This is a genomic window from Pseudomonas sp. Sample_24 (assembly GCF_004307605.1).
In the GTDB taxonomy this organism is placed as follows: domain Bacteria; phylum Pseudomonadota; class Gammaproteobacteria; order Pseudomonadales; family Pseudomonadaceae; genus Aquipseudomonas.
In genome coordinates, this window is record NZ_RCNW01000421.1 from 1 (window position 1) to 24,792 (window position 24,792).

Consider the following 24,792-nt stretch of genomic DNA (forward strand, 5'->3'; position numbering starts at 1 on the left):
CCGGGATCAGTACGGTAGACGCCGACAAAACCGCGCCAATAGCTACTGCCAGTAAAAGCTTGTTGATGTGCATGTCGTTCTCCGTCTTCTTGTTCAGATTGGAGCGTGGATGAACATTGCAACGTGCTGCCATATTCAGAAGGGGAACACGCCAGTGCGGCGATTTATTCAGTCACTCCGTCGACAAACCAGGGAACGGGCCTACAGGCCCGTTCCAGAGGGGTCAGTGAATGCTCGAGGCCAACTCGAAAATCGGGATGTACATCAAAATCACGATCACCCCGATCAACAAACCGATGAACGTCATGAGCAACGGCTCGAACAGCCGCACGAACCATTCGATCCAGCGGCTGATTTCTTCGTCGTAGAAGTCGGCACTGCGCTCCATCATCTGGCCGAGGTTGCCGGATTGTTCCCCGGCACGCAGCAAACGCAGGGACACCGGCGTGACCAGATGATTGAGTTCCAGCGCCGCCGACAATGATTGCCCTTCGCGCACTCGCTCGCAGGCCTGGTCCAGGCGTACGCGGGAGGCGGGAGTCAGCAGATTGCGGACCATGCCCATGGCGGTGACGAGGGGAATGCCGCCCTGTAGCAGAATGCCCAGGGAGCGGTAGAAACGGGCCAACTCATACATGAAGATGCGCTGATGTACCGCCGGGAGCTTTTCGATCAGGCGATCCAGCCCTCGGCGAAAGGACGGCTGGCGCTGGAGCAGGGCGAGGGCGACGATGAAGGCCATGAAAGTACCAAAGAATTCGCCCTGATGTGCGTGCAGGAACATGCCGCTGCTCATGAGGATCTGCGACAGCCAAGGCAGGTTTGAGCCCAGCCCTTCGAACACCAGGCTGAAGCGCGGCACCACATAACCCATCAGGAACAACACTACGCCGCCCCCCACCACCAACAACAGCAGGGGGTAGATCGACGCACTGATGATCTTTTGGCGAACCTCGTCCATGCGTTGCCGATAACTGACATAGCGGCCCAGGGCTTCACCCACGGCCCCGGTTTTCTCGCTGGACTGCACCAGCGCCACATACAGTGGCGGGAAAACCGCCGACAACTGGCCCAATGCCTGAGAGAACGATTTGCCTTCGTAAAGCAGGCGCACCAACTCGCTCAGGGTTTTACGGGCCTGTGGCGCGGACTCTTTTTCCGCCAGGCTTTCCAGCGCGTCGATCAGCGGCAGGCCGGCATTGAGCAGCGTGGTCAGTTCCTGGCTGAACAACACCAGGTTAAAGGTTTCGCGCTGCTTGAGGCGCAAGGCCCGCCAATGGCGCTCGGCGCGCAGGCTGACCACCCGCAGGCCCTGGTCTTCGGCGATGCGTCGCGCTTCGCTGTGCCCCGGCGCTTCCACGGTCATCGTGACCACACCGGCCTTGCCCACTGCTTTGAGGTGAAAGCGCATGGTCGCCATGTCCGTCATTGCCAACTGGTGACTTCGGCGTTTTCGCCTTCGCCGCCGGGCTGGCCATCCTTGCCCATCGACAACAGGTCGTACTCGCCATTTTCGCCGGGATAGCGGTAGGTGTAGTTACGGCCCCAAGGGTCCTGCGGCAACTTTTTCTGCAAGTACGGGCCGGTCCAGCGGGTTTCATCGCTGGGCGCGCTGACGAGTGCCTGCAAGCCCTGTTCGGTCGAAGGGTAGTGGCCGACCTCCAGACGATAAAGATCAAGGGCTTTGCCCAGGCCTTCTATTTGCGCCTTGGCGACTTTCACTTCGGAACGCCCCAGTTGAGCGAAATACTTCGGCGCGACGATGCCGGCCAAGAGCCCAAGCACCACCAGCACCACCAACAGTTCAAGCAATGTGAACCCGCGTTGAGCACGCGGGGCAGAGACACGCGAACACTGTTTCATGATGACCTCACACAGTCGGCAGAAGGGTCGCAACAAGGGCTTATGCAATTGCCATGCAAAGGTCTGCCCGAGGTTTGCCTTCCTTCTGCAACCCCCGTAATACGGCCTCTCGCGCTTTCGGCACAGTGCTTGCGTATGGCTGATAAACGTCCGGCCATTGGGGCATTACCCCCATTTTTCGGGGCCGGGCAGGGGAGACAGAACCATGAAGAATCTCACCACAGCAATGCTCGGTTTGTTGCTGCTGACCGGCACCGTACAGGCTGATGTATTCGTCTCCGTGGACGCCAAGGGCAACTTTGTCCTGTCCAACGTCCACCGCCCCGGGCGCCAGTATGAACGGGTGATTCGTGAAGCCGAGGCGGCCGTTGTCAGCCTCGATCAGCAACCGCAAATGATCGCCGCCCGCCCCTATGCCGAACTGGTGGCGGCGGCGGCCACGGACAACCAGCTGCCGGCGGCGCTGTTGCACGCGGTGATCCAGACCGAGTCCAGCTACAACGCCAGCGCCGTATCGCCCAAGGGCGCCGGTGGGCTGATGCAGTTGATGCCCGACACGGCCCGGGAAATGGGGGTCAAGGATGTCTATGACCCCAAGGCCAACATCCAGGGCGGCGCCCGCTATCTCAAACGCCTGATGACGCTGTTCGACAACGACATCGCCCTTGCCGTCGCGGCCTACAACGCCGGCCCGCAAGCGGTGCTCAGCCGTGGCGGGGTGATCCCGCCGTTCGCCGAAACCCAACGTTATGTGCCCAGTGTCTTGCGCCAGTACCGGCGTTTGCAGGGGCTGGCAGCGGATGCGCCGCTATGAGCGAAACCCCCGGGACGGTTTTCCCCGACATTGGGGCATGGTGGCCCCGGCGAAAAAGTGGGGAATAACTGGGTGATTTCCCCCGTTGGATCAAGTGACAAACGCAAGGGACTGAAAAACAAGAGAATTTTTTATGGCATGCAGATTGCTGAAGGGGATTTGTCGAGAACTATTCCCTGTGAGCACCCACAGTGAGGCCCGAGATCATGTCCGGCATTTACCGCGTTCCACACATAATTCCCTGGTTGCTGTTGCTCGCTTCGATGCTGGGCATCGAGTTTGCCGAAGCGGCTGCGCGCTGTGAACGTAACCTGGTGGCCAACGTCGTGGCGCTGGACCAGCCCCTGATGTTCAACCGCCTGGGAGCGCAAAACGTCAATGGCATGATGTTCGCCCTGCGTCGCGATGTGGTCGATGACCATGACGTTTCATTGGCCCAGGGCGGCGCGGCGGTGCCGGGCAAGGTTTCATTGCGGCCTGACAAACGCCCGCGTCCTCTGGTATTGCGGGTCGCCGCCGGTGACTGCCTGACCATCAATCTGCAAAACCTGCTGGCCTATCAGGCCAACCCCGGTTCTCACGAAAGTGGCGAGGGCGAGGAAGAAGAGGGCAGCGGGAATCCTGGCAACACCGATCAATTCAAAGTCGACGAACAGGTCGCCGACCGCCATGTGGGCTTTCAGGTCAATGGCATGCAGGCGGTCAACAGCATTGATGACATCGCCTCTTTCACCGGGCGCAACGCCAACACCCTGATCGCGCCCGGCGCTACCCGCTCCTATACCTTGTACGCCGAGCGTGAAGGGGTGTTCGCGGCCAGTAGCCGTGGCGCGACCTTCGGTGGTGAGGGCGCGGCCGGCAACGTCGCCAATGGTCTGTTCGGTCAAGTGGTCGTGGTACCCAAGGGCGGTCGCACCTATCGCAATACCGTGACTGAAGAAGAGATGCGCCTGGCCAGTACCGGGCGCACCCCGACCGGCCAGCCGATCGTCGACTACCAGGCGCGCTACCCGCAGCGCGAGCCATGGATCCGTGAAGGCAAGGCCGGCACACCGATCATCAATATGGTCGACGGTAATGAAATCATTTCCAGCGAGAGCGACGCGATCGTGATGGGCAGCAACGCCGATGGCAGTTTCCCGCCCTCGACCTATTCGCTGGAAGCCGTTGGCAAGCGCAACCCGGCGATCCCCAACCGCCTGGAGCCGTTCCGCGATTTTGCCTCGCAATTCCAGGATGAAACCGCCGCGACCCAGGCCTTTCCCGCTTACTGGGCCGACCCGGTGATGGCCCACGTGCTGGAGCCGACCCGCGATTCGTTCATGATCAACTATGGTTCCGGTGGCATGGGGGCTGAAGTCGTGGCGAACCGTCTGGGTGTCGGGCCGATGCATGATTGCCTGTCCTGTGCCTATGAAGAATTCTTCCTCAGCTCCCACACCGTGGGCGACGTGGCCATGCTGGTGGACGTTCCGGCCAACGCCGGCCTGGAAGGCATCACCCCCGGTCAAACACCGAACGCCGATCAGATCGGGGTCAAGGCCACCATGGCGCTGTACCCGTCCGAGCCATCCAACGTCAACCACAGCTACATCGGTGACTTCGTCAAATTCCGCAACACCCACAATGGCCACGAGCAGCACATTTTCCACCTGCACGGGCATCAGTGGCTGTTCAACCCCAATGACGACAACTCGGACTACGTGGATGCCCAGGGCATCGGCCCAGGTGCCGGCTACACCTATGAGATCGCCAACGGCGGTTCGGGCAACCGTAACCGGGTCGCAGGCGATGCGATTTATCACTGCCACTTCTACCCGCACTTTGCTCAGGGCATGTGGGCCATGTGGCGCGTGCATGACGTGTTTGAAGAGGGCACCAAACTCGAAGTGTCGCAACAAGGCGACGATGGTTTCCACAGCGAACCCTACGCCCTGCGCAGCGGCAAACCTGCGGCAGGTGCACGGGCCTTGCCCGATGGTGAAATCGTTGCCGGCACGCCAATCCCGGCCGTGGTGCCACTGCCCGGCAAAGCCATGGCGCCGATGCCCGGCAAAGTCGCGGTTGTGCCGAAAATCGGCGAAACCCTGGTGGCCGCCAACGATGACGACGATGAAGAAGCGGACGACGACGGCGAGCATCACGGCGGTAGCGGCGGCGCGCAAGCCATCGGTTCGCTGGCGCTGGTCGATCGCAGCGAAGCCAACCGCAACCCTGATGGCACCCTGAAAAATCCTGGCTATCCGTTCTGGATCGGCGGCATGGAAAGCTCGGTCGGCCAACGCCCGCCGACTCCGCCGCTGGACATGCTCGACGCCGCCACGGCACAGAGCCTGAAGTCTTCGGGCAATGCCTTGTGGGCCAACCTCGACCCTAATCAGTCCGGTGGCTGGGACGGTGGCCTGGGACGTCATTCGCTGGACGGTTTTTCCGCTGGCGGCGAGGCTGAGACCGTGACTACATCCCTGGATTTCTCCAAGGAAGTCAAACGTGCCAAACCGCTGTACTTGCCAGAAGAGGGCACGGAAGTCGAACAGGCAGCCATGGCCTTCCATGCGAAAAAAGACCACCCAAGCTACGCCTTGCTGCCGGGCAACCAGATCGTGGCGCGTAATTTCCGCACCAACGGCGCTTTGCCGGTGGCCGGCGCGCCGTACTACGAACCCTGCATGGATGACCGGCAAAAACGCCTGACCAGCAGCGCCGGCACCGGTGAGTTCGCCAGTGGCGAGCGCCTCGACGGCATGTCCTTCATCGGCGCCTCGACGTTTACTGCCGATCGTCCTCGGGTCTACAAAGCGGCGAACATCCAGTTCGACGCCGTGTACAACAAGGTCGGCTATCACTTCCCGCAAGCGCGCATCCTGGCGCTGTGGGAAGACGCCTGGCCGGTGATCACCAAGCAGCGTCCGCCAGAGCCTCTGGTGATGCGCATGAACACCTTCGACTGCGTGCAGTACCAGCAAACCAACCTGGTGCCGGCCGTCTACGAGATGGACGATTATCAAGTGCGCACGCCGACCGACGTGATCGGCCAGCACATTCACTTGCCCAAGTGGGACCTGACCGCCGCAGACGGCTCGGCCAACGGCTGGAACTACGAGGACGGCGTACTTTCCCCTGGCGCCGTGCAGGAGCGCATCCTCGCCATCCGTGAGTTCAACCAGTGCGAAGGCACCGATCCGCGTGACGGCACCCCGGCGTGTCCGAAAGCCAAGAACCACCCGTTCTTCGGCCAATTCGGCCGGGCCGACTGGGTGGGAGCGCGGACGGCCATGCAACGCTGGTTTGTCGACCCCGTGGTCAACGCCAAGGGCGTGGACCGTGGCCTTGGCACCATCTTCACCCACGACCACCTCGGCCCATCGACGCACCAGCAGATTGGCCTGTACGCCACCGTGCTCGCTGAACCGGCAGGCTCGACCTGGTTCCATGCTGAAACCGGCGAGCCGTTGTACAGCGGTGCGCGGCAGGACGGCGGGCCGACATCATGGCAAGCGGTAATCTCGACCGGCGACCTGGACGGCGACGGCAAGAACGACAGCTTCCGTGAGTTCTTCCTCGAGTACAGCGACTTCCAGCACGCCTATGAAGCCGGTGTCTACGTGGGCGCCGGGCCGGACGGTAAACCGGATGCGCAAAGCTTCCCGGCCACCGCCGACAGCTTCCGCTACGCGATCAACCCGCCTGTGCGCAACAACGCCAGCACCCTGCTGGACGGCATTATCGAAGTGCAGGGTGGAATGGTGCCTGGCTGCCCGAGCCGGCCATGCCCACAAGCGATCTCGGTGGATGACCCGGGCATGTTCGTGGTCAATTACCGCAACGAACCGCTGGCCCTGCGGGTGTACGACCCGAACAAGGTCGGCCCGGACGGCAAGCGCGGCATGCAGGCCGACGGCCTCGGCGGCGACCTGGCGTACGCCATGCAAAGCCGGACCGACCGTGCGATCCCGGCGATGAACCTGGCACCGAACCTGATCACCGCAGCCACCGGCCCGACGGGCGGCACCACGCTGTTCCCGCCGCACATCAACAAGGGCGGTGCCGAGCCTGGCGATCCGTTCACCCCGATGCTGCGGACCTACACCGGCGACAACGTGCGGCTGCGGGTGCATGCCGGCGGTCACGAAGAGGAGCACAACGTCACCCTGCACGGCGTGAAGTGGTTGCAGAGCGGCTCCGGTTTCGGCACCAGCTCCAACTCCGGCTGGCGTGCTTCGCAGATGATCGGCATCTCCGAGCAAATGGGCTTCATTGCGCCGGTATCGATGCTGTCCAGTTCGGCGGCCACCACGGGTGATTACCTGTACTCGATGGATGCGTCGATCGAAGGTTACTGGAGCGGCATCTGGGGTGTCATGCGCAACTACACCGCGCAACGCAGCGATCTGTTCCCGTTGCCGAACAATGCGAAACCGACCGGCATGCGCAACACCGTGGCGTTCGAGGGCATCTGCCCACGCTATGGCGCCAACCCCAATGGCATTGGCACTCGGCCAACCCCGCAACGCAACTATGAAGTGGTCGCGGCGCTGGCCAACGACATTCTCACCAATCCGTTGGGCTTGACCATCGGTGATCCGGCGGGGCTCGGCCAACATGTCGGCGGGCCGTTGAATCCGGCGGGCGGCACCCTGGTGTTCAACTCGCGGCCGGTGAGCATTCCTCAAGTCACCGTGGTCGACCCCGAAGATGGTGAAACGATCACCATCGGCGGGCAAAGTGGGCCGCTGCATGACCCGACCGCGATCCTTTACGTGCGCAAGGCTGACCTCGACCCAACCACTGGCAAGCTCAAACCCGGTGTGCCTGTCGAACCCCTTGTGCTGCGCGCAGCGGCCGGTGACTGCATCAACATCACCCTGGAAAACCGTCTGCCAAGCGTCATGCCGGACCTGACCCAGACCGCAGTGATGCAAGGTATGGTCAAACGGGATCGCAACAGCGGCACCGGTTCGACCACCTTCAGCAACAACCTGATGCGGCCGTCGAGCCACGTGGGTCTGCACGCGCAGTTGCTGGCGTACGACATCACCAAATCCGATGGCACCAACGTCGGCGCCAACCCGATCCAGACCGTGCCACCGCGCATCGGCAACAGCGGCGCGTACCCGACCCGTACCTATCAGTACTACGCCGGGCACCTGGAGCGTGAAGGCAAACCGATCACTCAACTGGGGCGCAATGTCGACAACATCAACGCCACGGCGGTGGAGTTCGGCGGGTTGAATTTCACCCCGGCGGATGTGATCAAGCAGTCGCAAAAAGGCTTGGCCGCTGCGATGAGCGTCCTGCCGATGGGTGCCACCTGGGTTGACGACACGCGCAAAGTGAATGCGACGGTTACAGCGCCAGGGCAAACCACCTATCGTGACTTTGCGATGGTCTGGCAGAAAGCCTTGAACACTCGCTGGGCCAACGGTCGGCCGGTGGAGGGGATTGCTGCAGAAGGGTTCGGCGTACCGACCGATCCGCAGGACAACTCCAGCATGGCCATCAACTACAAGACCGAACCGATGTGGTACCGCTTCGGCCTGGCCCCGGATGCACCGTTCGGGCATGCCGATGGTGCGGGCTACGGCGACATGGTGAATGCGCACATGGCGTACAGCAATGCGCTGGTGGGCGGTGATCCGCAAACGCCGGTGCTCTACGCCAAGCCGGGGCAGCCGTTCCGTACGCACATCCTGATGCCTACCGGCGGCAGTCGCGGCACGACGTTCCAGCTTGACGGTCACGTCTGGTCGACCAACCCGTTCCTGTCGGAGAAGAGCGATACCGGTGGCTATCCAATGGGCACGCCTGGCGTGGGGTCGGTGAAGTTCGGCTACAACCCGATGTCGATGTACATCGGCGCCCGCGAGAGCGTGCTGCCGGCAGCCCACTTCAGCTTCATGTTGCCGAGCGCCGGGGGCGTCAACGCGATACCGGGTGACTACCTGTTCCGCGACTACGGCGCCTATGGCAACACGTCCGGGTTGTGGGGGTTGTTGCGGGTAACCAACGAGCCGGAGCCGGCGCCTGCGCCGTGAGCGAGAGAGGGAGCAAGAAATGACAACCTGTGGCGAGGGAGCTTGCTCCCGCTTGAGTGCAAAGCACTCACAAAATCTGCATTGACTGCAAACGTTTTGGGGCCGCTGCGCAGCCCGGCGGGAGCAAGCTCCCTCGCCACAAGGGTAGGTAGGCTGGATAGGCAGACAAGGATCTGAAGGGGAGTTTGTCATGAGCAGGACCATCATGTTGGCCAGTTGTGCGCTCGCTGTCGCAGGGGCATTGATCTGGTTCGGGGTATCGCGCACGACGCCACCGACCCTGCTCAGCGAAGTGGCGCTGCCCGATACCTGGACCGGCCAGACGCTTGAGCGAGACGGCGTCTCGGTGGCCTTGCAGGTACGGCCGCTGGCCGATGATGGCGTATTGCGTGAGGGTGAGTTCGCCGACGTGCAATTTCGCGTGACCGACAAGGCTTCCGGCCAACCGCTTTCGGGCGTCGCCCCCGGTGCCTGGCTGGACCCGGAAGCCGTGGCCGCCGACAAGGCCCAGGGCCGCGATCAGAGCTGCAAGGCCCGGGTCGGTGTGTTCCTCAAGTCGAACATCGGCGCGCGACCACTGCTCGACCTCAACAGCTACTTCCTGTTGGTGATGAACCGCGACGCCAGCGTTTCGGTGGTCGATCCGTCGGTGTCGGTGGGCGGCATCACCAGTACCATGGCCCGCATTGATATCAAGCAACCGCCGATGGACTGGGTCACCCCCCGGGACAACAAGCGGGTGTTTGTCTCGATGCCGGCCGCCAGTGAAGTCGCAGTGATCGACAGCGAACGATTCAAAGTGGTCGACTCAGTCGCGGCCGGCAGCAACCCGGTGCGCGTGGCCCTGCAACCGGACGAGCGCCTGTTGTGGGTCGGCAACAATGCCAAGGATGCGGAGCAATCCGGGGTCACGGTGATCGATACCCGCAGCCTCAAGACCCTCAAGCATTTGCCCACCGGTGGCGGCCATCATGAAATCGCCTTCAGCAAGGACAGTCGCTTTGCGTTCGTCACCAACCGCGACGACGGCACCGTCAGCATTATCGACATCGCCAGCCTGAGCATCATCAAACAGCTCAAGACCGGCTCGCACCCGTTGTCGGTGGTGTATTCGCCGCTGTCCGGCGCAGCCTATGTCGCCGATGGCAAGGACGGCACGGTGACTGTGGTCGATGCCAGCAGCCAGTCGGTGCGCCGGGTGATCAAGCTGAAGCAGGGGCTCGGCCCTATGGGTTTCAGCGCGGATGGCCGTTTCGGCATCGTGCTCAACACCCTGGAGAACCAGGCCTCGGTGATCGATGCGGCCAACGACGCGCTGATCCATGAAATGGATGTATCCGCCGAGCCCTATCAAGTGGTGTTCACCAAGGCCTACGCCTATATCCGCGGACTGGCTTCGCCGAAGGTGACGATGATCAACCTGGCGTCCCTGGGCGAAGGCCGCAAGCCGATCACCCAGGGTTTCGAAGCCGGACCGCAGCCGCCACGGCTGGCCGGTGACCTGCCACTGGCGTCGAGCCTGGCGGTGTCGCGGGACGACAACGCGGTGTTTGTGGTCAACCCGACCGACAACACCACGTACTTCTACGCCGAAGGCATGAACGCACCGATGTCCGGCTACCCCAACCGCGGGCAAGTGGCGCGGGCGGCGATGGTCATTGACCGCAGCCTGCGCGAAGTCGAGCCGGGGCTGTACAGCGCGCGGATCCAGTTGCCAGCGGCAGGGCGCTTCGACGTGGCGTTCCTGCTCAATCAGCCGAACATCATCCATTGCTTCAACACCGTCGTGCAGGCCAACCCGGCGCTCACTCAATCAATGGGCGCCGCGAAGGTGGAGTTCCTGCTCGACAAAACCACTGCCGCACTGGGTAGCCCCTACGTTGTGCGTTTTCGCATCGTCGAAGGCAAGCAGAAGGCACTTCGCAGTGGGGTAAAGGACGTGCAGGTGCGCTATTTCCTGGCGCCTTCGTCCCGGCCCGAGACGGTCGCGGCACTGGATGTCGGCAACGGGGTTTATGAAGCCCCGGTGACTCTCGACCACAACGGTGCGTGGTACCTGCACGTGCGTGCAGCGTCGCTGGGGGCGAATTTCGGCGACCAGACATTTGCCAGTGTTCGGGTGATCCCCGGCGAAGCTCATTGAGAGGACATCGACATGAACCGATTAGCTCAACATGGATTGCTGACACTCTGCCTGATGGCCGTCGGTATTGGCCACGCCCTGGCGCACTCGGCCGATGAACACGTCGGTCACGACATGGCGGCCAAAAGCGCCAGCTCGGAACGCGCCCAGGTCAAGTTCGCCGACGTGGCGCTGGTGGACCAGAACGGCAAGACCGTGCGCCTGGAAAAAGACCTGGTCGACAACAAGATCGTGGTCATGAGTTTCATCTACACCAGCTGCACCACAGTTTGCCCGGTGGTGTCCTCGATCATGGGCAAGGTGCAGAAACAGCTCGGGGCGCGGGTCGGCACCGAAGTTCAATTGGTGTCGATCAGCATCGACCCGCAACGCGACGATGCCAAACGCCTGAACGACTACGCCCGTACGTTCCAGAAGGGCCCCGGCTGGAGTTGGCTGACCGGCTCACCGCAATCAGTCAACGACACGCTCAAGGGCCTGGGCTCGTTCAGCGGCGACTTCAAGAATCACCAACCCTTGATCCTTGTGGGTGACGGCAACAGTCGCCACTGGACCCGCTATTACGGCTTCACCGATCCGGCAGTGTTGAGCCGTGAAGTCGAGAAACTCAGCGGCGAGCGCAACGCTCATGCCAAACATACCGCCATCGCCATGGAGCACCAGCCATGAGAGCGTTCGTCTTGATGGTCCTGACCGCCTGCTTTTGCATGAGCAGTATCCCGGCGTTTTCCCATGAGGGGCATGAGCAACCGGAACCGGCAAGCGCGACAGCCGCGGCGCCGCCGGCGAGTGGCACAAGGGACGCAAAAACCTGGTTCACCGACACGCCGTTGCAGGACCAGAACGGCAACACACTGCGGTTTTACAGCGACGCCCTGCAAAACCGCGTGGTGCTGCTCAATGTGATTTTCACCAGTTGCAACGATGCCTGCCCGTTGATCACCCAAAAGCTCAAGGAAGTACGCGAAGTGCTGGGCGACAAGGCGGACGGCATTACCTTCATCTCCCTTACCAGTGATCCGCTGCGCGATACACCGGCGGTACTCAAGGCTTACACCTTGAAGCAGGGCGTCGATGGGCCCCACTGGCTTTTTCTTACCGGCGACAAAGCGCAAATGGACCTCGTTCTGGGACGCATCGGCCAGGTCATACCGAGCCCCGAGCAGCACTCCACCCAATTGATCGTCGGCGATGTGGCCAACAAACGCTGGAGTAAAATCCGTCCTGATGCCCCGGCCGCCGCCATTGCCCAGCGTTTGCAGTTGCTGACAATGCCCGTGGCTGGCCGTTGAGCCTGCGCCATGAAAAACGCCCTCATCCTCGGCCTGTTCATCCTCAGTGGCCTCAGTTGCGCTGCCCACGCGTTGCCGCTGACCCCGAGTGAAAGTGCGGGCAAGCGCTTGTACCGCGAGGGTGTGTCGGCGAGCGGTGAGCCGATCATGGCCAGGGTCGGCGCTTCCGGCGTGTTGTTGCCGGCCAGCAGCCTGCCGTGCGCCAATTGCCACGGCAGCGATGGACTGGGGCGACCTGAAGGCGGAGTACGGCCGCCGGACCTCAGCTGGTCGCGGCTGACCAGTACTTATGGCCAGCAGCAGGTCAACGGCCGCGCTTACCCGGCGTATACCGAAGGGACATTGACCCGGGCGATCCAGGAAGGGCGAGACCCGGGCAATAATCGGCTGGACCCGGCGATGCCGCGGTTCGTGCTGTCGATGAATGACCAACGCAACCTCACGGCGTACCTCAAGCGCCTGGCCGATGATCGTGATCCGGGACTGAGCCCGGACAGTCTGCATCTTGGCACCTTGCTACCCAGCACCGGAGCCTTGAGCGAGGAGGGTGCCACAGTGGCGGCGGTGCTGCGCGGCAGTGTCGCGCGGATCAACGAAGCCGGCGGGATCCACGGCCGACAGTTACGCCTGACCATTCTCGATCCAGGACCGGACCGTGCCAGTGCCGAGCAGGCGCTGGACCAATTGATCGAGCAGGAACAGGTCTTCGCCCTGATTGCACCGCTGGTGCCAGCGCTGGACAGTGAGCTGGTGCCGCGCCTGGAACAGGCCGGTGTGCCGCTGATAGGACCCCTGTCTTTGCAAGGCTCGGCCCAGATCAGCCGGCAAATCTTCGAGCCTCTGCCGGGGCTGCGTGAACAGATGATCGCCCTGGCCAACTATGCCGCCGCCAGTTTGCGGGTGCTGCAAGGCCCGACGCTGATCGCCTATCCGGACGAACCCGGTCAGCGTCTGGCAGCGGAAAAACTCGCGCAATACCTGCAAGACAACGCCTGGCAGAAAGTGCGCCTGCAACCCTACGAATCGGCCCAGGACGAGTTGCCCCTGGGCTCACGTTCGGTGTTTTACCTGGGCAGCAGCGGCGGTTTCAGCCGGCTGGCCGAGCGCCTGCAAACAGCGGGGCAGGTGCCTTACCTGTTCGCCGCGTCGAACCAGGTCGCGGGTGACTTGTTGCAAGTGCCCAGCGGTTTTTCCCGGCGGGTATTCCTGGCCTATCCATTCGTGCCCAGCGACTGGACGATTGCCGGCCGTTTGGCTCTGACCCAGTTGCGCGAACGGCAGAAACTCGGCGGTGAACACGCGGTCATGCAAGTCGGCGCCTTCAGCTCGATGCTGTTGCTCAGCGAAGGCATGAAGCAGGCCGGGCGCGATGCCAGCCGCGAGAAACTGGTCAGCGCCCTGGAAGGCCTGCATGACTTCGATACCGGTCTGACCCCGCTGATCAGCTTTGGACCGGGTCGCCGCCTGGGCCTGAGCGGCGCCCATATCGTCACCGTGGATCTGCCCGACCAACGCTTTTATCTGGTTGCACCGTACAAACCCATCGCCGCCATGCCCTGACCGGAGGCCGAACATGAAACTCAAGACTTTGCTGGTCCTGTTGACGCTATGGGTTCCCGCTGCGTTTTGCAGCAATGGTCCGGCCGTGGCACGGGTCAATGGCGAGGAAATTTCCCAGCTGCGCCTGGAGCGTTATTTCGCCGAATACCTGGAAGATCAGGGCCGTGCGCTGGGCAGCATCCGCAATCCCAAGGCCTACAAGCAATTGCGCAAGGCCGCCCTGGATGCCTTGATCGACAAGGAACTGCTCTGGCAGGAAGCCGTCAAGCGCGGCGTAGTGATCAGCGACGCCGCGGTGCAACATCAGGTCGACCAGACGCGTCAGGCCTTCGGCGGTGCCGAGGTGTTCGCCCGACGCCTGGAGGACGCCGGTTTCAATGAGGCGACCTACATCGAATACACCCGCCGCGAGCTGGCGGCCCAGCAGATGTTTGCTGATCTGACCAAAGTCAGCGAACCGGACGAGAAGGAGGTGCAAGCGTTTTTTGCCGAACATCGCGCTGAAATGAACCGACCTGAACAGGTGCAGGCCAGGCATATCCTGATCAAAGTGCCTCAGGGGGCGGATGCTTCCACTGTTTCATCTGCGAGACTACGCTTGGAGGCAATGCGTACGCGTATCGCTCAGGGTGAAGATTTCGCCAGCGTCGCCCGGACCGGTTCGCAAGACGCTTCGGCCAGCGATGGCGGAGATCTGGGCTACTTTGCACGCGGTCGCATGCTGCCGGAGTTCGACGCGGCAGCGTTTGCCCTGGCGCCGGGCGCCGTCAGCGAGCCGGTGCGAACGGCGGTGGGATGGCATCTGATTTATGTACAGAACCGAATGGAGGCAGCCGATGTCACACAAGAGCAAGGACTTGACATGGTTCGGGCTTACCTTGCCCGACAGAAACAGGTTCAGGCTCGTCTGCGGGTGCTGGCACAGCTGCGTTCCAGCAATCGAATCGAACGGATTGACGACGATTGAGCATTCCCCAACAGTGGGGAAAAGCATCAATGCACCTGCGTTCGCTTTTCCCCGCTTTTGGGGGGTGGGGTATGTGGACGAACAGGCATTGCTTTTAAATTCAAGGACATGAATTCATAAAATTACCGGCGCTCAGCCTGGCATGAAGTGTGCGTTAGACCTATCAAGGCGCGCACTCCATCAGGCTCGGTATTCGGACCTGCGGTTTCAAGGAGTCCACCTTGTTAAACAAAGTACTGGTTGTTGACGACGAACAACTTCTTGCTGAAAACCTTCAGGGTTACCTGCAGGCGCAAGAGTTGGACGTCCGGATTGCTCACGACGGTGCACAAGGAATCGCTGAAGCTGACGATTTTGCACCCGATGTGATGGTGTTCGATTACCGCTTGCCCGATATGGAAGGCTTTCAGGTGCTCGATGCCGTCCGCCATAACAGGAAGTGTCATTTTGTGCTGATCACAGGGCATCCCACCGCAGAAGTTTGCGAACGGGCCCGGCAACTGGGAGTCAGCCACATCCTGTTCAAACCCTTTCCGTTGGCGGAATTGGCCCGGGCAGTGCTGGATCTTCTAGGCAGGGGGCGAGAACCCAGAGCAGGTACGAGCGCTTCCGAAGGATTCGTCGAACGACGCCAGAGCAGGACCGAAAGTTTCCCGCTGCAGTTGTACGACGGTAGTTGGGTGCTAGCTGATCGCCGACGAAGTTCCTCGGCCTCCAAAGCGCCAGACGACGAACAATTGCTCACCGGGGAGTAGTGGCGCGACAAGACGTTCCGGCCCCCGCCGAAAATGCTCGCCGCGCCGACAGGGCTCAAAGCCCCGGGCGTTGGAGAGCAAGCCATGGACCGTCTATCACTTGTCGTCGATGCTGCGCCGCTGGACTGTGTACCGACCCGGTTTACCAGTGAGCAATTGGCCCAGGCGCGTGTTCTGGCTGCCGCTTCCGGCGAACGCATGCTCGATGCCCTTGGGCAACTGTCCGAACTGGCCCCGATGCCTTTCATCCAATGCCTCGGCGCCACCTTGCATTACCCGGTGCTCGACACCGACAGCCTGTTTCAATCCAAGCCGGTTTTCGACCGGGTCACCCTGGCTCAATGCCTCAAGCGCGAATTCACCCTGCTGCATTACGACGACGCAGTCATCGGCGTGTTTGCCGACCCGTTCGACAGCGCGCGCCTGGCCTGGATCGACGACTGTCTGCATGGCGCGGCTCTGTACCTGGTGCATGCCGATGACCTGAAAGCCTACCTGGCGCGCCACGAGGAGAGCTTCCACGCGGTGGAATCGCTCAACGCCCAGAGCGACACCGGCGCCGAAATCGATAACCTGCAAAGCCTGTCCCTGACCAGCATCAGCGAAGACTCCAGTGTGGTGGTCAAGCTGGTCAACTCGACCCTGTACGACGCGCTGAAAATGCACGCCAGCGATATCCACCTGGGCACCACCGGCAGCGGTCTGGTGATCAAGTACCGCATCGACGGCGTGTTGAACAACATCAGCAAAATCCAGGGCAATGAGTTTGCCGAACAGGTGATCTCCCGGGTCAAGGTCATGGCCGAGCTGGACATCGGTGAAAAACGCGTGCCCCAGGACGGTCGCTTCAAGATTGGCATCAGTGGCCGGCAGATCGACTTTCGGGTGTCGATCATGCCCAGCATTTTCGGTGAAGATGCCGTGCTGCGGGTGCTCGACAAACAGGATCTGGCCGACAAAGTCTGCGGCGTGCAGCTGCAAGCCCTGGGCTTCGAAGAAGAGACCCTGCGCCAACTGCGCCGCCTCGCCGCCGAGCCCTACGGCATGGTGCTGGTCACCGGCCCCACCGGCAGCGGCAAGACCACCACGCTGTACGCGATGATCACCGAGATCAACCACGGCGTGGACAAGATCATCACCATCGAAGACCCGGTCGAGTACCAACTGCCGGGCGTGCTGCAAATTCCGGTCAACGAAAAGAAAGGCCTGACCTTCGCCCGCGGCCTGCGCTCGATCCTGCGTCACGACCCGGACAAGATCATGGTCGGTGAAATCCGCGACCCGGACACCGCGCAGATCGCCGTGCAATCGGCACTCACCGGGCACCTGGTGTTCACCACCATTCACGCCAACAACGTATTCGACGTGATCGGTCGTTTCACCCAAATGGAAATCGATCCCTACAGCCTCGTCAGTGCCCTCAATGCGGTGTTGGCCCAGCGCTTGATTCGCCTGGTCTGCACCAGTTGCAGCAGCGCGTATGTGCCGAGCGAAGAAGAGCTGGAGACCTCGGGTCTCGATCCACAGCAGGTCGCTCACTACCAGTTCGTCCACGGCAAGGGTTGCGGTCACTGCCGCGGCACCGGTTACCGCGGGCGTAGTGCAATTGCCGAACTGCTGCACCTGGACGACGAACTGCGGCAGATGATCGTCGAGCGCCAACCCATTGCGAAAATCAAGGCGCATGCCTGCAAACGTGGCTTGCGCCTGTTGCGCGAGTCAGCCCTGGAACTGGTGCAACAAGGCCGAACCACGCTCGAGGAGATCAATCGTGTCACTTTTATCTCGTGAGCGTTATGTCGCCGTGCTCGGCGCCAGTGGTGTCGGTCTCGGCCAGCGGCGGGGCAATGAAACTCTGTGGCTTGGCAGCGTCGGCTTTATCGATGAAGGTTTCCTTGCCTGGGCCGTGGCCCTGGAAACCCTCGACCGTCTGCTGGGTGAACACACCCGTGCCGGTGCGGAGTTGGCCGTGGTGGTTTCCGGGCACTTCAGCCGTTTTTGCCTGGTGCCCTGGAGCGAGCAGATCAGCAGCCCCGATGAGCTGCGCGGATTTGCCCAGCTGTGTTTCGAAGACCTCTATGGCGCGCCGAGCCAGCCCTGGAGCCTGGTACTCTCGGCGGAACCGGCCGGCTACGACCGCATCGCAACCGCGCTGCCACAAGACTTGCTGGAGCGCCTGCGGACGCTGGCCAGTGGCCGCGGCCTGCGTCTGCGCTCGGTACAGCCATACCTGATGGCGGCGTTCAACCGCTTCGATAAGAGCTTCGATGCCGGCGACTTCCTGTTCGTCGTCGCCGAGCCGGTGCGCAGCGTGATGCTGCTGGCCCGCGAAGGTCGCTGGACGGCGGTGCGTTCGGTGGGCAGCAGCGACAGCGATGCGGCACTGACCGCGCTGATCGGCCGCGAAAGCCAATTGCAGGCCTGCGCCAGCGAACGGCCACTGAATGTCTACCTGCACGCACCGGCTCGCATCGACTCGCATCCTGACGTGCCCGGTGTGCACTTGCGCACCCTTGAAGAGGACCGGACTGCCGTACGCGATTGCCTGTACGTCATGTCCCGGGCGGTGGCCTGACATGCGCCCGCTGATGCTCGACTTTCAACCGCGCCGCCGTTCGAGCCCTCTGGGCTGGAGCCTGCTGGCCGGGGGCGTGGTGCTGGCGCTGAGCTGCATACTGATTCAGCAACACCTGAGCGGGGAGGCCGAGCAACACCAGGGTCATCTGCAAACCGCACAACGTGTGCTCACCGGCGACACCGGCGGCAAGGTCAGCCTGACCCCGGCCGAAACCCGCGAACAGGCGCAAAACCTGGCCGAGATGCGCAAGGTTTCGCAGCAATTGCGCCGCCCATGGGAACGCCTGTTCGCCACGCTCGAATCGATGCCCCGCGACAACATCGCCTTGCTGACCCTGACCCCGGACGCCCGCAAAGGCCAGGTCAGGATCAGCGCCGAGGCGCGGGACCTGGACGCGATGCTCGACTTCCACCGCCGCCTCGAAGCCAGCGACGAGCTGTCCGATGTGTCGCTGCTCAGCCACGAAATCGTCGCCAACGTGCCGGAGCACCCGGTGCAATTCAACCTGTCGGCTACCTGGGAGATTGGCGATGCAAATCCCTAGATTGATCGTCCACGAATACCTGCAAAGCCTGGGCGCGCCGGGCCTGGCGGGACTTGGCTTGCTGGTGGTGGCACTGACCTGGGGCCTGGCCGGTTTGCTGCCGGACTGGCAGTCACTGCAGCACCTGAGCCAGCAGACCCGGGAAGCCAGTGAATATCTGGCCAAGGTCGAGGAGGGCAGCGTGGCCGCGCCGGTGGTGCCGCAGCGTCAGCTCGATGATTTCCGCAGCAAGTTGCCCTCCCAGCCGCAGGCTACCGTCGCCATCGACAAGATCTACGCGTTGGCCACCGTGGAACGCATCACCCTGGCCCGTGGCGAATACTCGCTGGGCATCGATCCGAAAACCCACCTGGCGCGCTATCAGATTCTGCTGCCGGTGCGTGGCAGCTACCCGCAATTGCGGCGCTTCCTGCACGCCTTGCTGGGGCAGTTGCCGGCGGTGGTCATCGAAGACGTGGAGTTCCAGCGCAAGAAGATCGCCGACACCGACCTCACTGGTCGGATCCGCATGACCCTTTACCTGTCGAGGTCATGATGAACAACAAGCGCGTGGTGGGTTGGGTGGCCTTTCTCGGTGTCGCCGCGGCACTGACCTGGTTGCCCGAGTATTTCAAGCAGGCTGACGACAGTGACGTGGAAGTCGCCGCTGTTGCCACACCTGCCAAAGGCAAGGCGTCGTCTACGGCAAAAGCCTCCGCCGCGCCTGCGCCGATCAAGGACCTGAGCCCGGCCGGCGACCTGTTTGCCGCCCGCAGCTGGAAGGCTGCTCCATCACTGGCCAGTGTCACCGAAAAACCCGTCACCGTTGCTCCGGTCGTGCAGGCCCCCACTGCACCGCCGATGCCTTTCCAGTTCATTGGCCGGATGGATGATCGCACTGACCTGCAAGTGTTTTTGCAGAACGGCGAAAAAATCTACGTCGTGCGCAAGGGGGATGTGATCGACGACACATGGAAGATCGAGGGGATTTCCGATCTGGAACTGAGCCTGGTCTATTTGCCTCTGCATTTGTCCCAGACTTTGTCTGTGGGGAGCGCGCAATGAACAAATCCCGTTTGCTGATGAGCCTTTGCCTCTGTGCAGGGCTGGCCGCGTGCAGTTCGGCGCAGGTTGCCAAGGAGGAAGCCACTGACCTGATCGAACAGGGGCAGTACGAAGCCGGCCTGGCACGGATCGAGGAAGGGTTGCGCGAAAACCCTCGCGACACCGAACTGCACATTGCGCTCAACAGTGCCCGAGCCCGCGCGATCACCGCGTTGTTGACCCAGGCCGACATGGACCGTACGCAACGTGATTTCGCTTCGGCACGCATGGGTTACGGCCGAGTGTTGACCATCGAGCCGAACAACCGTCGCGGCCAGGACGCCCTGCGTCAGCTCGAACACATGCGCAGCCTCGATGAAAAGCTCGAACTGGCCCGCGGCGACCTGCGCCGGGGCGACGTGTACGGGTCCGAGCGCCAGGTGCGGCAGATCCTCGAACTGGACCCGAACAATGAAGGCGCGCTGGAGCTGCAAGGCAATATCCGCCTGGTGCAGAGCCGCAACGTGATTCCTTATCCGCAACTGCGTACTCGCCTCGACAAACCGGTGACCCTGGAATTTCGCGACGCCAACCTGAAGACCATTTTCGAAGTGCTGTCCCAGGTGGCCGGTTTGAATTTCATCTTCGACAAAGACCTGCGCCCGGACATGAAAGCGACGATTTTCGTGCGCGACGTGCGTATCGAAGATGCGGTGGAACTGCTGCTGCAACAGAACCAGCTGCATCAGAAAGTGGTGAACGAAAACACCCTGCTGATCTACCCCGACTCACCGCAGAAGCTCAAGGATTACCAAGAGCTGGTGATGCGCACCTTCTACCTGACCAGCATCGATGCCAACACCGCGCTGAACATGATCAAGACCATGCTCAAGACCCGCGACGTGTTCGTCGATGAGCGCCTCAACACCCTGACCATGCGCGACAGCGGCGACGCGATTCGCATGGCTGAGAAACTCCTGCAATCCCAGGATCAGTCGAACCCCGAAGTGGTGCTGGAAGTGGAAGTGATGGAAGTCGCCACCCAGCGCATCCTCGACCTTGGCCTGCAATGGCCGAACACCTTCGGCGTGGTCAACAGCGATGGCTCGGCGGTGACCATTCTCGATCAACTCAAGGGCATCAACTCCAGCCGCATCACGATCTCTCCGTCGCCACAGGCCAAGATCAATGCCCAGGACAAGGACATCAACACCCTGGCCAGCCCGGTCATCCGCGTGAGTAACCGTGAGCAGGCGCGCATCCACATTGGTCAGCGCGTACCAATCATCAGCGCCACGTCGGTGCCGTCGACTCAGGGACCGGTGATCACCGAAAGCGTGACTTACCTCGATGTCGGTTTGAAACTGGAAGTGCAGCCGACCGTGCACCTGAACAACGAAGTGGCGATCAAGGTCGCCCTGGAAGTCAGTAACGCCACACCTCTGGAGCCGACCCGCCAAGGCACGATTCCGGTGCAGGTCGATACCCGTAACGCGCAGACCACGCTGCGCCTGCATGACGGCGAAACCCAGATCCTTGCTGGCCTGATGCGCAACGACCATGGCAGCACCGGCAACAAGATCCCGGGCCTGGGTGACATTCCTGGCCTGGGCCGGCTGTTCGGCAGCAACAAGGATGACGTCAGTAAATCTGAACTGGTGCTGTCGATCACCCCGCGGATCGTGCGCAACCTGCCGTACCAGAGCCCGTCGGACATGGAATTCCCTACCGGCACTGAAACCAGCATGCACATCCAGGCGCCGGATCGTTCGAAGGTCGGAGTCGAAGAGGTTCGCACCCAAGGCATGAGCGCACCGATCGCCACCACCGTTACCGTCGGGAAGCCTTGATCATGAACGCCTCGCAACGCGGTTTTACCCTGATCGAAGTCGTGGTGACGCTGTCCCTGATCGGCCTGCTGGCCGGCATGGCCGCACCGCTGACCGAGACCGTGGTGCGCCGGGGCAAAGAGCAGGAACTGCGTACCGCCCTGTACCAGATCCGCGACGCCATCGATGCCTACAAGCGTGCATTCGATGCCGGCTACATCGAGAAATCGCTGAACAGCAACGGCTACCCGCCGAACCTGCAAGTGCTGGTTGAAGGCGTGCGGGATGTGCGCAGCGCCAAAGGGGCCAAGTTCTATTTCCTGCGGCGCGTGCCCCACGACCCTCTGGCGCCGGTCAAGCGTGACGACGAAGGCGGCTGGGGCTTGCGCTCCTACGACAGCACCGCTGAAAACCCGCGGGACGGGCAGGACGTCTTTGACGTCTACTCCAAGGCTCGAGGCAAAGGCCTCAACGGCATCGCGTACCGGGAGTGGTGAACATATGCGCCGGCAAAAGGGCTTTACCCTACTGGAACTGATGGTGGTCATGGCAATCATCGCGACGCTGATGACCATCGCCTTGCCGCGCTATTTCAACAGCCTGGAGGCCTCGAAAGAGACCACTTTGCGCCAGAGCCTGTCGGCCATGCGCGAGGCGCTGGATCACTACTACGGCGACACCGGGCGTTATCCGGATTCCATCGAACAACTGGTCGAGCAGCGTTATCTGCGCAACTCGCCGATGGACCCGATTGTCGAGCGCAAAGACGCCTGGGTCATGGTTGCCCCCCCGGACGGCGTGGCCGGCGGGGTTGCCGATATCAAAAGTGGTGCCACAGGGAGGGCGCGTGATGGCAGCCTTTATTCCGAGTGGTAAGCCTGCGGCAGAGGACGGTTTCACCTACCTGGGGGTGCTGTTTCTGATCATGTTGATGGGCATGGGCCTGGCCAGTGCCGGCGAGTTGTGGTCCACCGCTTCGCGGCGTGATCGCGAGCGTCAGTTGCTGTGGGTCGGCACCCAGTACGCCCAGGCGCTGCGCAGCTATTACCGCAGTTCGCCTGGCCTGGCACAGTACCCGAAGGAACTCGCCGACCTGCTGCAGGACGAGCGTTTTCCCAATGCCAAACACCACATCCGCCAGCTGTACCCGGACCCGATCGGCGGCGGCGAATGGTTCCTGATGCGCGGTTTCGACGGACGCATCACTGGCATCAGCAGCCCGTCCACGGACAAACCGCTCAAACAGGCGGACTTTCCCAGTCAATGGTCGGATTTCAACGGCATGGCCAGTTACAAGGACTGGCAATTCGTGGCCGAAAAATCCTTCCTTGATGGCACATCCGGCCCGGCCAAGGGCCAGTCGCAACAGCCACAGGCGTTGCAGCCATGAACAGACTCTGCCTGGCCTTGATCCTGGTGTTGAGCACCTCTGCCGCCTCGGCTGGCGAAGAGGACGAAATGCTCGGTTTCATCATCGACGACACGATCTCGCACATCGGCCACGACTTTTACTATTCGTTCAGTGAACGCCTGCGCGCCACCAGCCCGATGGATTTCAACCTGGTGGTTCGCGAACGACCTTCGGCTCGCTGGGGCAGCCTGGTGACCGTGGAATTTCAACAGCGTTTGGTTTATCGGCGCTTCCTGCCGCCGAACACCGTCGAGCTCAAGGACGAGGCCTATGCCGCCGCCGACTGGGTACGCGGGCAGATTGTCCAGCGCAAGCTGGAAACCTTGTTGCAGGACACCACGGACCTTGAGAGGGACGAACTATGAAAATGAAAACGTTCTTGCAGCGCAGTGGCTTGTGCTTGCTCGGCCTCGGCAGTTGCGGTCTGGTCCAGGCCACGGAGTTGGTCTACACACCGATCAATCCATCGTTTGGCGGCAACCCGCTGAACGGCACCTGGCTGCTCAACAACGCCCAGGCGCAAAACGATTATGACGACCCTGACTTGAAGGACCGCGCTGCCCTGACCGGCACCTCGGCCCTGGAACGCTTCAGCAGCCAGTTGCAATCGCGGTTGCTGGGGCAATTGCTGGACAACATCTCCACCGGCAATACGGGGAGCCTGTCCACAGACGCTTTTATCGTCAACGTCCTAGACGACTCGGGGCAACTGACGATTGAAGTGACGGATCGAGCGACCGGTGAAGTGTCGGAAATCAAGGTTAATGGCCTCGCCCCTTGACGGGCATTTGGGCTGACGGGGAGCAACGGACATGAAGAAGTTGATTTTGCTAGGGATGCTGTTGGCAGCACTTCAAGGCTGCAGCCTGCGCGAGCCCATTGGCGCTGAGCAGGACACCGAAACGCCGACCCTGACACCCCGGGCGTCGACCTATTACGATTTGATCAACATGCCGCGACCCAAAGGCCGGTTGATGGCGGTTGTTTATGGTTTCCGTGACCAGACCGGACAATACAAACCGACCCCGGCCAGCTCGTTCTCCACCAGCGTCACCCAGGGGGCGGCGAGCATGTTGATGGACGCCATGCAGGCCAGCGGCTGGTTCGTGGTGCTGGAACGAGAAGGGCTGCAGAACCTGTTGACCGAGCGCAAGATCATCCGCGCATCGCAGAAAAAACCGAACACGCCGGTAAACATCCAGGCTGAACTGCCACCGCTGCAAGCGGCGAACATGATGCTTGAAGGCGGGATCATCGCCTACGACACCAACGTGAAGAGCGGCGGGGAAGGGGCACGCTACCTGGGCATCGATATTTCCCGGGAGTATCGGGTCGACCAGGTCACGGTGAATTTGCGGGCGGTGGACGTACGCAGCGGGCAGGTGCTGGCCAATGTGATGACCAGCAAGACGATCTACTCCGTTGGGCGCAGCGCCGGCGTGTTCAAGTTCATCGAGTTCAAGAAACTGCTCGAGGCCGAGGTCGGCTACACCACCAACGAACCGGCACAGTTGTGTGTGCTGTCGGCGATTGAAGCGGCGGTGGGGCATTTGCTGGCACAGGGGATCGAACGCAAGATGTGGCAGGTGGCGGGGGACAACTCCGCACCGCCGCAAAATGAGACGCTTGAGCGCTATCTGACCCAGAACAAGGTGACGCCTGAGGGTGAGGGTTCGGAGGAGTAAATCGAGGCGGCCTTCGGGCCTTGTTATTGCGGGTGAACCTGGTTTCCTGAGGGAGCTGGCTTGCCAGCGATGGCGGCCTGACAGCCGACCAATCTCCTGCGGATGTACCCAAGCCAATTGTAGGAGTGAGCCTGCTCGCGATGGCGGCTTCACATTCAACAGGAGTGTTGACTGATCCACCGCTATCGCGAGCAGGCTCACTCCTACAGAGGATCTTGAGTGGTCGAAAATCCCGATCACACCGGGATCCACAGTGGGAGCTGGCTTGCCAGCGATGGCGGCCTGTCAACCAA

Annotated in this window: 22 protein-coding genes; 20 read left to right on the forward strand and 2 right to left on the reverse strand. The window is 61.8% G+C overall.

Annotated features, from left to right (window positions below; all coding sequences use genetic code 11):
• Positions 1–223: 223 nt before the first annotated feature.
• Together D8V06_RS24240 and gspG are read right to left on the reverse strand one after the other, a co-directional pair.
• Complete coding sequence (locus tag D8V06_RS24240; RefSeq protein ID WP_130906320.1) at positions 224–1,411, reverse strand: type II secretion system F family protein; 1,188 nt, start codon at positions 1,409–1,411, stop codon at positions 224–226.
• A gap of 14 nt (positions 1,412–1,425) precedes the next feature.
• Complete coding sequence (gene gspG / locus D8V06_RS24245; RefSeq protein WP_056854551.1) at positions 1,426–1,863, reverse strand: type II secretion system major pseudopilin GspG; 438 nt, start codon at positions 1,861–1,863, stop codon at positions 1,426–1,428.
• A 205-nt stretch (positions 1,864–2,068) separates the two neighbouring features.
• Here gspG and D8V06_RS24250 point away from each other — a divergent pair, with 205 nt between their 5' ends.
• The 20 genes from D8V06_RS24250 to D8V06_RS24345 all read left to right on the forward strand — a co-directional run bounded on the left by D8V06_RS24250 (position 2,069) and on the right by D8V06_RS24345 (position 24,499).
• Positions 2,069–2,677: a lytic transglycosylase domain-containing protein gene (locus D8V06_RS24250; RefSeq protein WP_056854550.1), complete on the forward strand. Its 609-nt coding sequence runs from the start codon at positions 2,069–2,071 to the stop codon at positions 2,675–2,677.
• A gap of 206 nt (positions 2,678–2,883) precedes the next feature.
• The gene (gene mnxG, locus D8V06_RS24255) at positions 2,884–8,712 is read left to right on the forward strand and encodes a manganese-oxidizing multicopper oxidase MnxG (RefSeq protein ID WP_130931964.1); all 5,829 of its coding nucleotides are present in this window, start codon (positions 2,884–2,886) and stop codon (positions 8,710–8,712) included.
• A gap of 190 nt (positions 8,713–8,902) precedes the next feature.
• A complete protein-coding gene (locus D8V06_RS24260) occupies positions 8,903–10,855 on the forward strand; it encodes a YncE family protein (protein WP_130931965.1) in 1,953 nt (650 codons plus the stop codon).
• A gap of 12 nt (positions 10,856–10,867) precedes the next feature.
• On the forward strand, positions 10,868–11,524 hold the full coding sequence (locus D8V06_RS24265; RefSeq protein WP_130931966.1) for an SCO family protein: 657 nt from the start codon (positions 10,868–10,870) through the stop codon (positions 11,522–11,524).
• The gene (locus D8V06_RS24270; protein ID WP_056854546.1) at positions 11,521–12,147 is read left to right on the forward strand and encodes an SCO family protein; all 627 of its coding nucleotides are present in this window, start codon (positions 11,521–11,523) and stop codon (positions 12,145–12,147) included. The genes D8V06_RS24265 and D8V06_RS24270 overlap by 4 nt, the downstream gene beginning before the upstream one ends.
• A gap of 9 nt (positions 12,148–12,156) precedes the next feature.
• The gene (locus tag D8V06_RS24275) at positions 12,157–13,707 is read left to right on the forward strand and encodes an ABC transporter substrate-binding protein (RefSeq protein WP_130931967.1); all 1,551 of its coding nucleotides are present in this window, start codon (positions 12,157–12,159) and stop codon (positions 13,705–13,707) included.
• Positions 13,708–13,720: 13 nt separating this feature from the next.
• Positions 13,721–14,674 carry a peptidylprolyl isomerase gene (locus D8V06_RS24280; RefSeq protein ID WP_130931968.1) on the forward strand — a complete coding sequence of 318 codons (954 nt, stop codon included), beginning with the start codon at positions 13,721–13,723 and terminating at the stop codon, positions 14,672–14,674.
• 221 nt (positions 14,675–14,895) lie between these two features.
• A complete protein-coding gene (locus tag D8V06_RS24285; protein WP_130931969.1) occupies positions 14,896–15,429 on the forward strand; it encodes a response regulator in 534 nt (177 codons plus the stop codon).
• Between the two features lie 84 nt (positions 15,430–15,513).
• Positions 15,514–17,220 carry a GspE/PulE family protein gene (locus tag D8V06_RS24290; RefSeq protein WP_056854542.1) on the forward strand — a complete coding sequence of 569 codons (1,707 nt, stop codon included), beginning with the start codon at positions 15,514–15,516 and terminating at the stop codon, positions 17,218–17,220.
• Positions 17,201–18,004, forward strand: a complete 804-nt coding sequence (locus D8V06_RS24295; RefSeq protein ID WP_056854541.1) for a hypothetical protein — start codon at positions 17,201–17,203, stop codon at positions 18,002–18,004. Before D8V06_RS24290 ends, D8V06_RS24295 begins: the two co-directional genes overlap by 20 nt.
• 1 nt (position 18,005) lies before the next feature.
• Positions 18,006–18,551 (forward strand): PilN domain-containing protein, encoded by a 546-nt coding sequence (locus tag D8V06_RS24300; protein ID WP_130931970.1) that lies wholly within the window; start codon positions 18,006–18,008, stop codon positions 18,549–18,551.
• The gene (locus D8V06_RS24305; RefSeq protein ID WP_056854539.1) at positions 18,538–19,086 is read left to right on the forward strand and encodes a GspMb/PilO family protein; all 549 of its coding nucleotides are present in this window, start codon (positions 18,538–18,540) and stop codon (positions 19,084–19,086) included. The genes D8V06_RS24300 and D8V06_RS24305 overlap by 14 nt, the downstream gene beginning before the upstream one ends.
• Positions 19,086–19,595: a hypothetical protein gene (locus tag D8V06_RS24310; protein ID WP_130906328.1), complete on the forward strand. Its 510-nt coding sequence runs from the start codon at positions 19,086–19,088 to the stop codon at positions 19,593–19,595. Before D8V06_RS24305 ends, D8V06_RS24310 begins: the two co-directional genes overlap by 1 nt.
• Complete coding sequence (locus tag D8V06_RS24315; RefSeq protein WP_130931971.1) at positions 19,592–21,424, forward strand: secretin N-terminal domain-containing protein; 1,833 nt, start codon at positions 19,592–19,594, stop codon at positions 21,422–21,424. Before D8V06_RS24310 ends, D8V06_RS24315 begins: the two co-directional genes overlap by 4 nt.
• A gap of 2 nt (positions 21,425–21,426) precedes the next feature.
• Positions 21,427–21,900, forward strand: coding sequence for a type II secretion system protein (locus D8V06_RS24320; RefSeq protein ID WP_056854536.1), 474 nt, complete (start codon positions 21,427–21,429; stop codon positions 21,898–21,900).
• A gap of 4 nt (positions 21,901–21,904) precedes the next feature.
• Entirely contained in the window at positions 21,905–22,279 is a 375-nt protein-coding gene (locus D8V06_RS24325; RefSeq protein WP_056854535.1) for a type II secretion system protein, read from the forward strand.
• Positions 22,254–22,793 (forward strand): type II secretion system protein, encoded by a 540-nt coding sequence (locus D8V06_RS24330; protein WP_130931972.1) that lies wholly within the window; start codon positions 22,254–22,256, stop codon positions 22,791–22,793. The genes D8V06_RS24325 and D8V06_RS24330 overlap by 26 nt, the downstream gene beginning before the upstream one ends.
• A complete protein-coding gene (gene csgE / locus D8V06_RS24335; RefSeq protein ID WP_056854533.1) occupies positions 22,790–23,179 on the forward strand; it encodes a curli production assembly/transport protein CsgE in 390 nt (129 codons plus the stop codon). The genes D8V06_RS24330 and csgE overlap by 4 nt, the downstream gene beginning before the upstream one ends.
• The gene (locus tag D8V06_RS24340) at positions 23,176–23,595 is read left to right on the forward strand and encodes a curli assembly protein CsgF (protein ID WP_130907794.1); all 420 of its coding nucleotides are present in this window, start codon (positions 23,176–23,178) and stop codon (positions 23,593–23,595) included. The genes csgE and D8V06_RS24340 overlap by 4 nt, the downstream gene beginning before the upstream one ends.
• A gap of 31 nt (positions 23,596–23,626) precedes the next feature.
• Positions 23,627–24,499, forward strand: a complete 873-nt coding sequence (locus D8V06_RS24345) for a CsgG/HfaB family protein (RefSeq protein WP_130931973.1) — start codon at positions 23,627–23,629, stop codon at positions 24,497–24,499.
• Positions 24,500–24,792 lie beyond the last annotated feature (293 nt).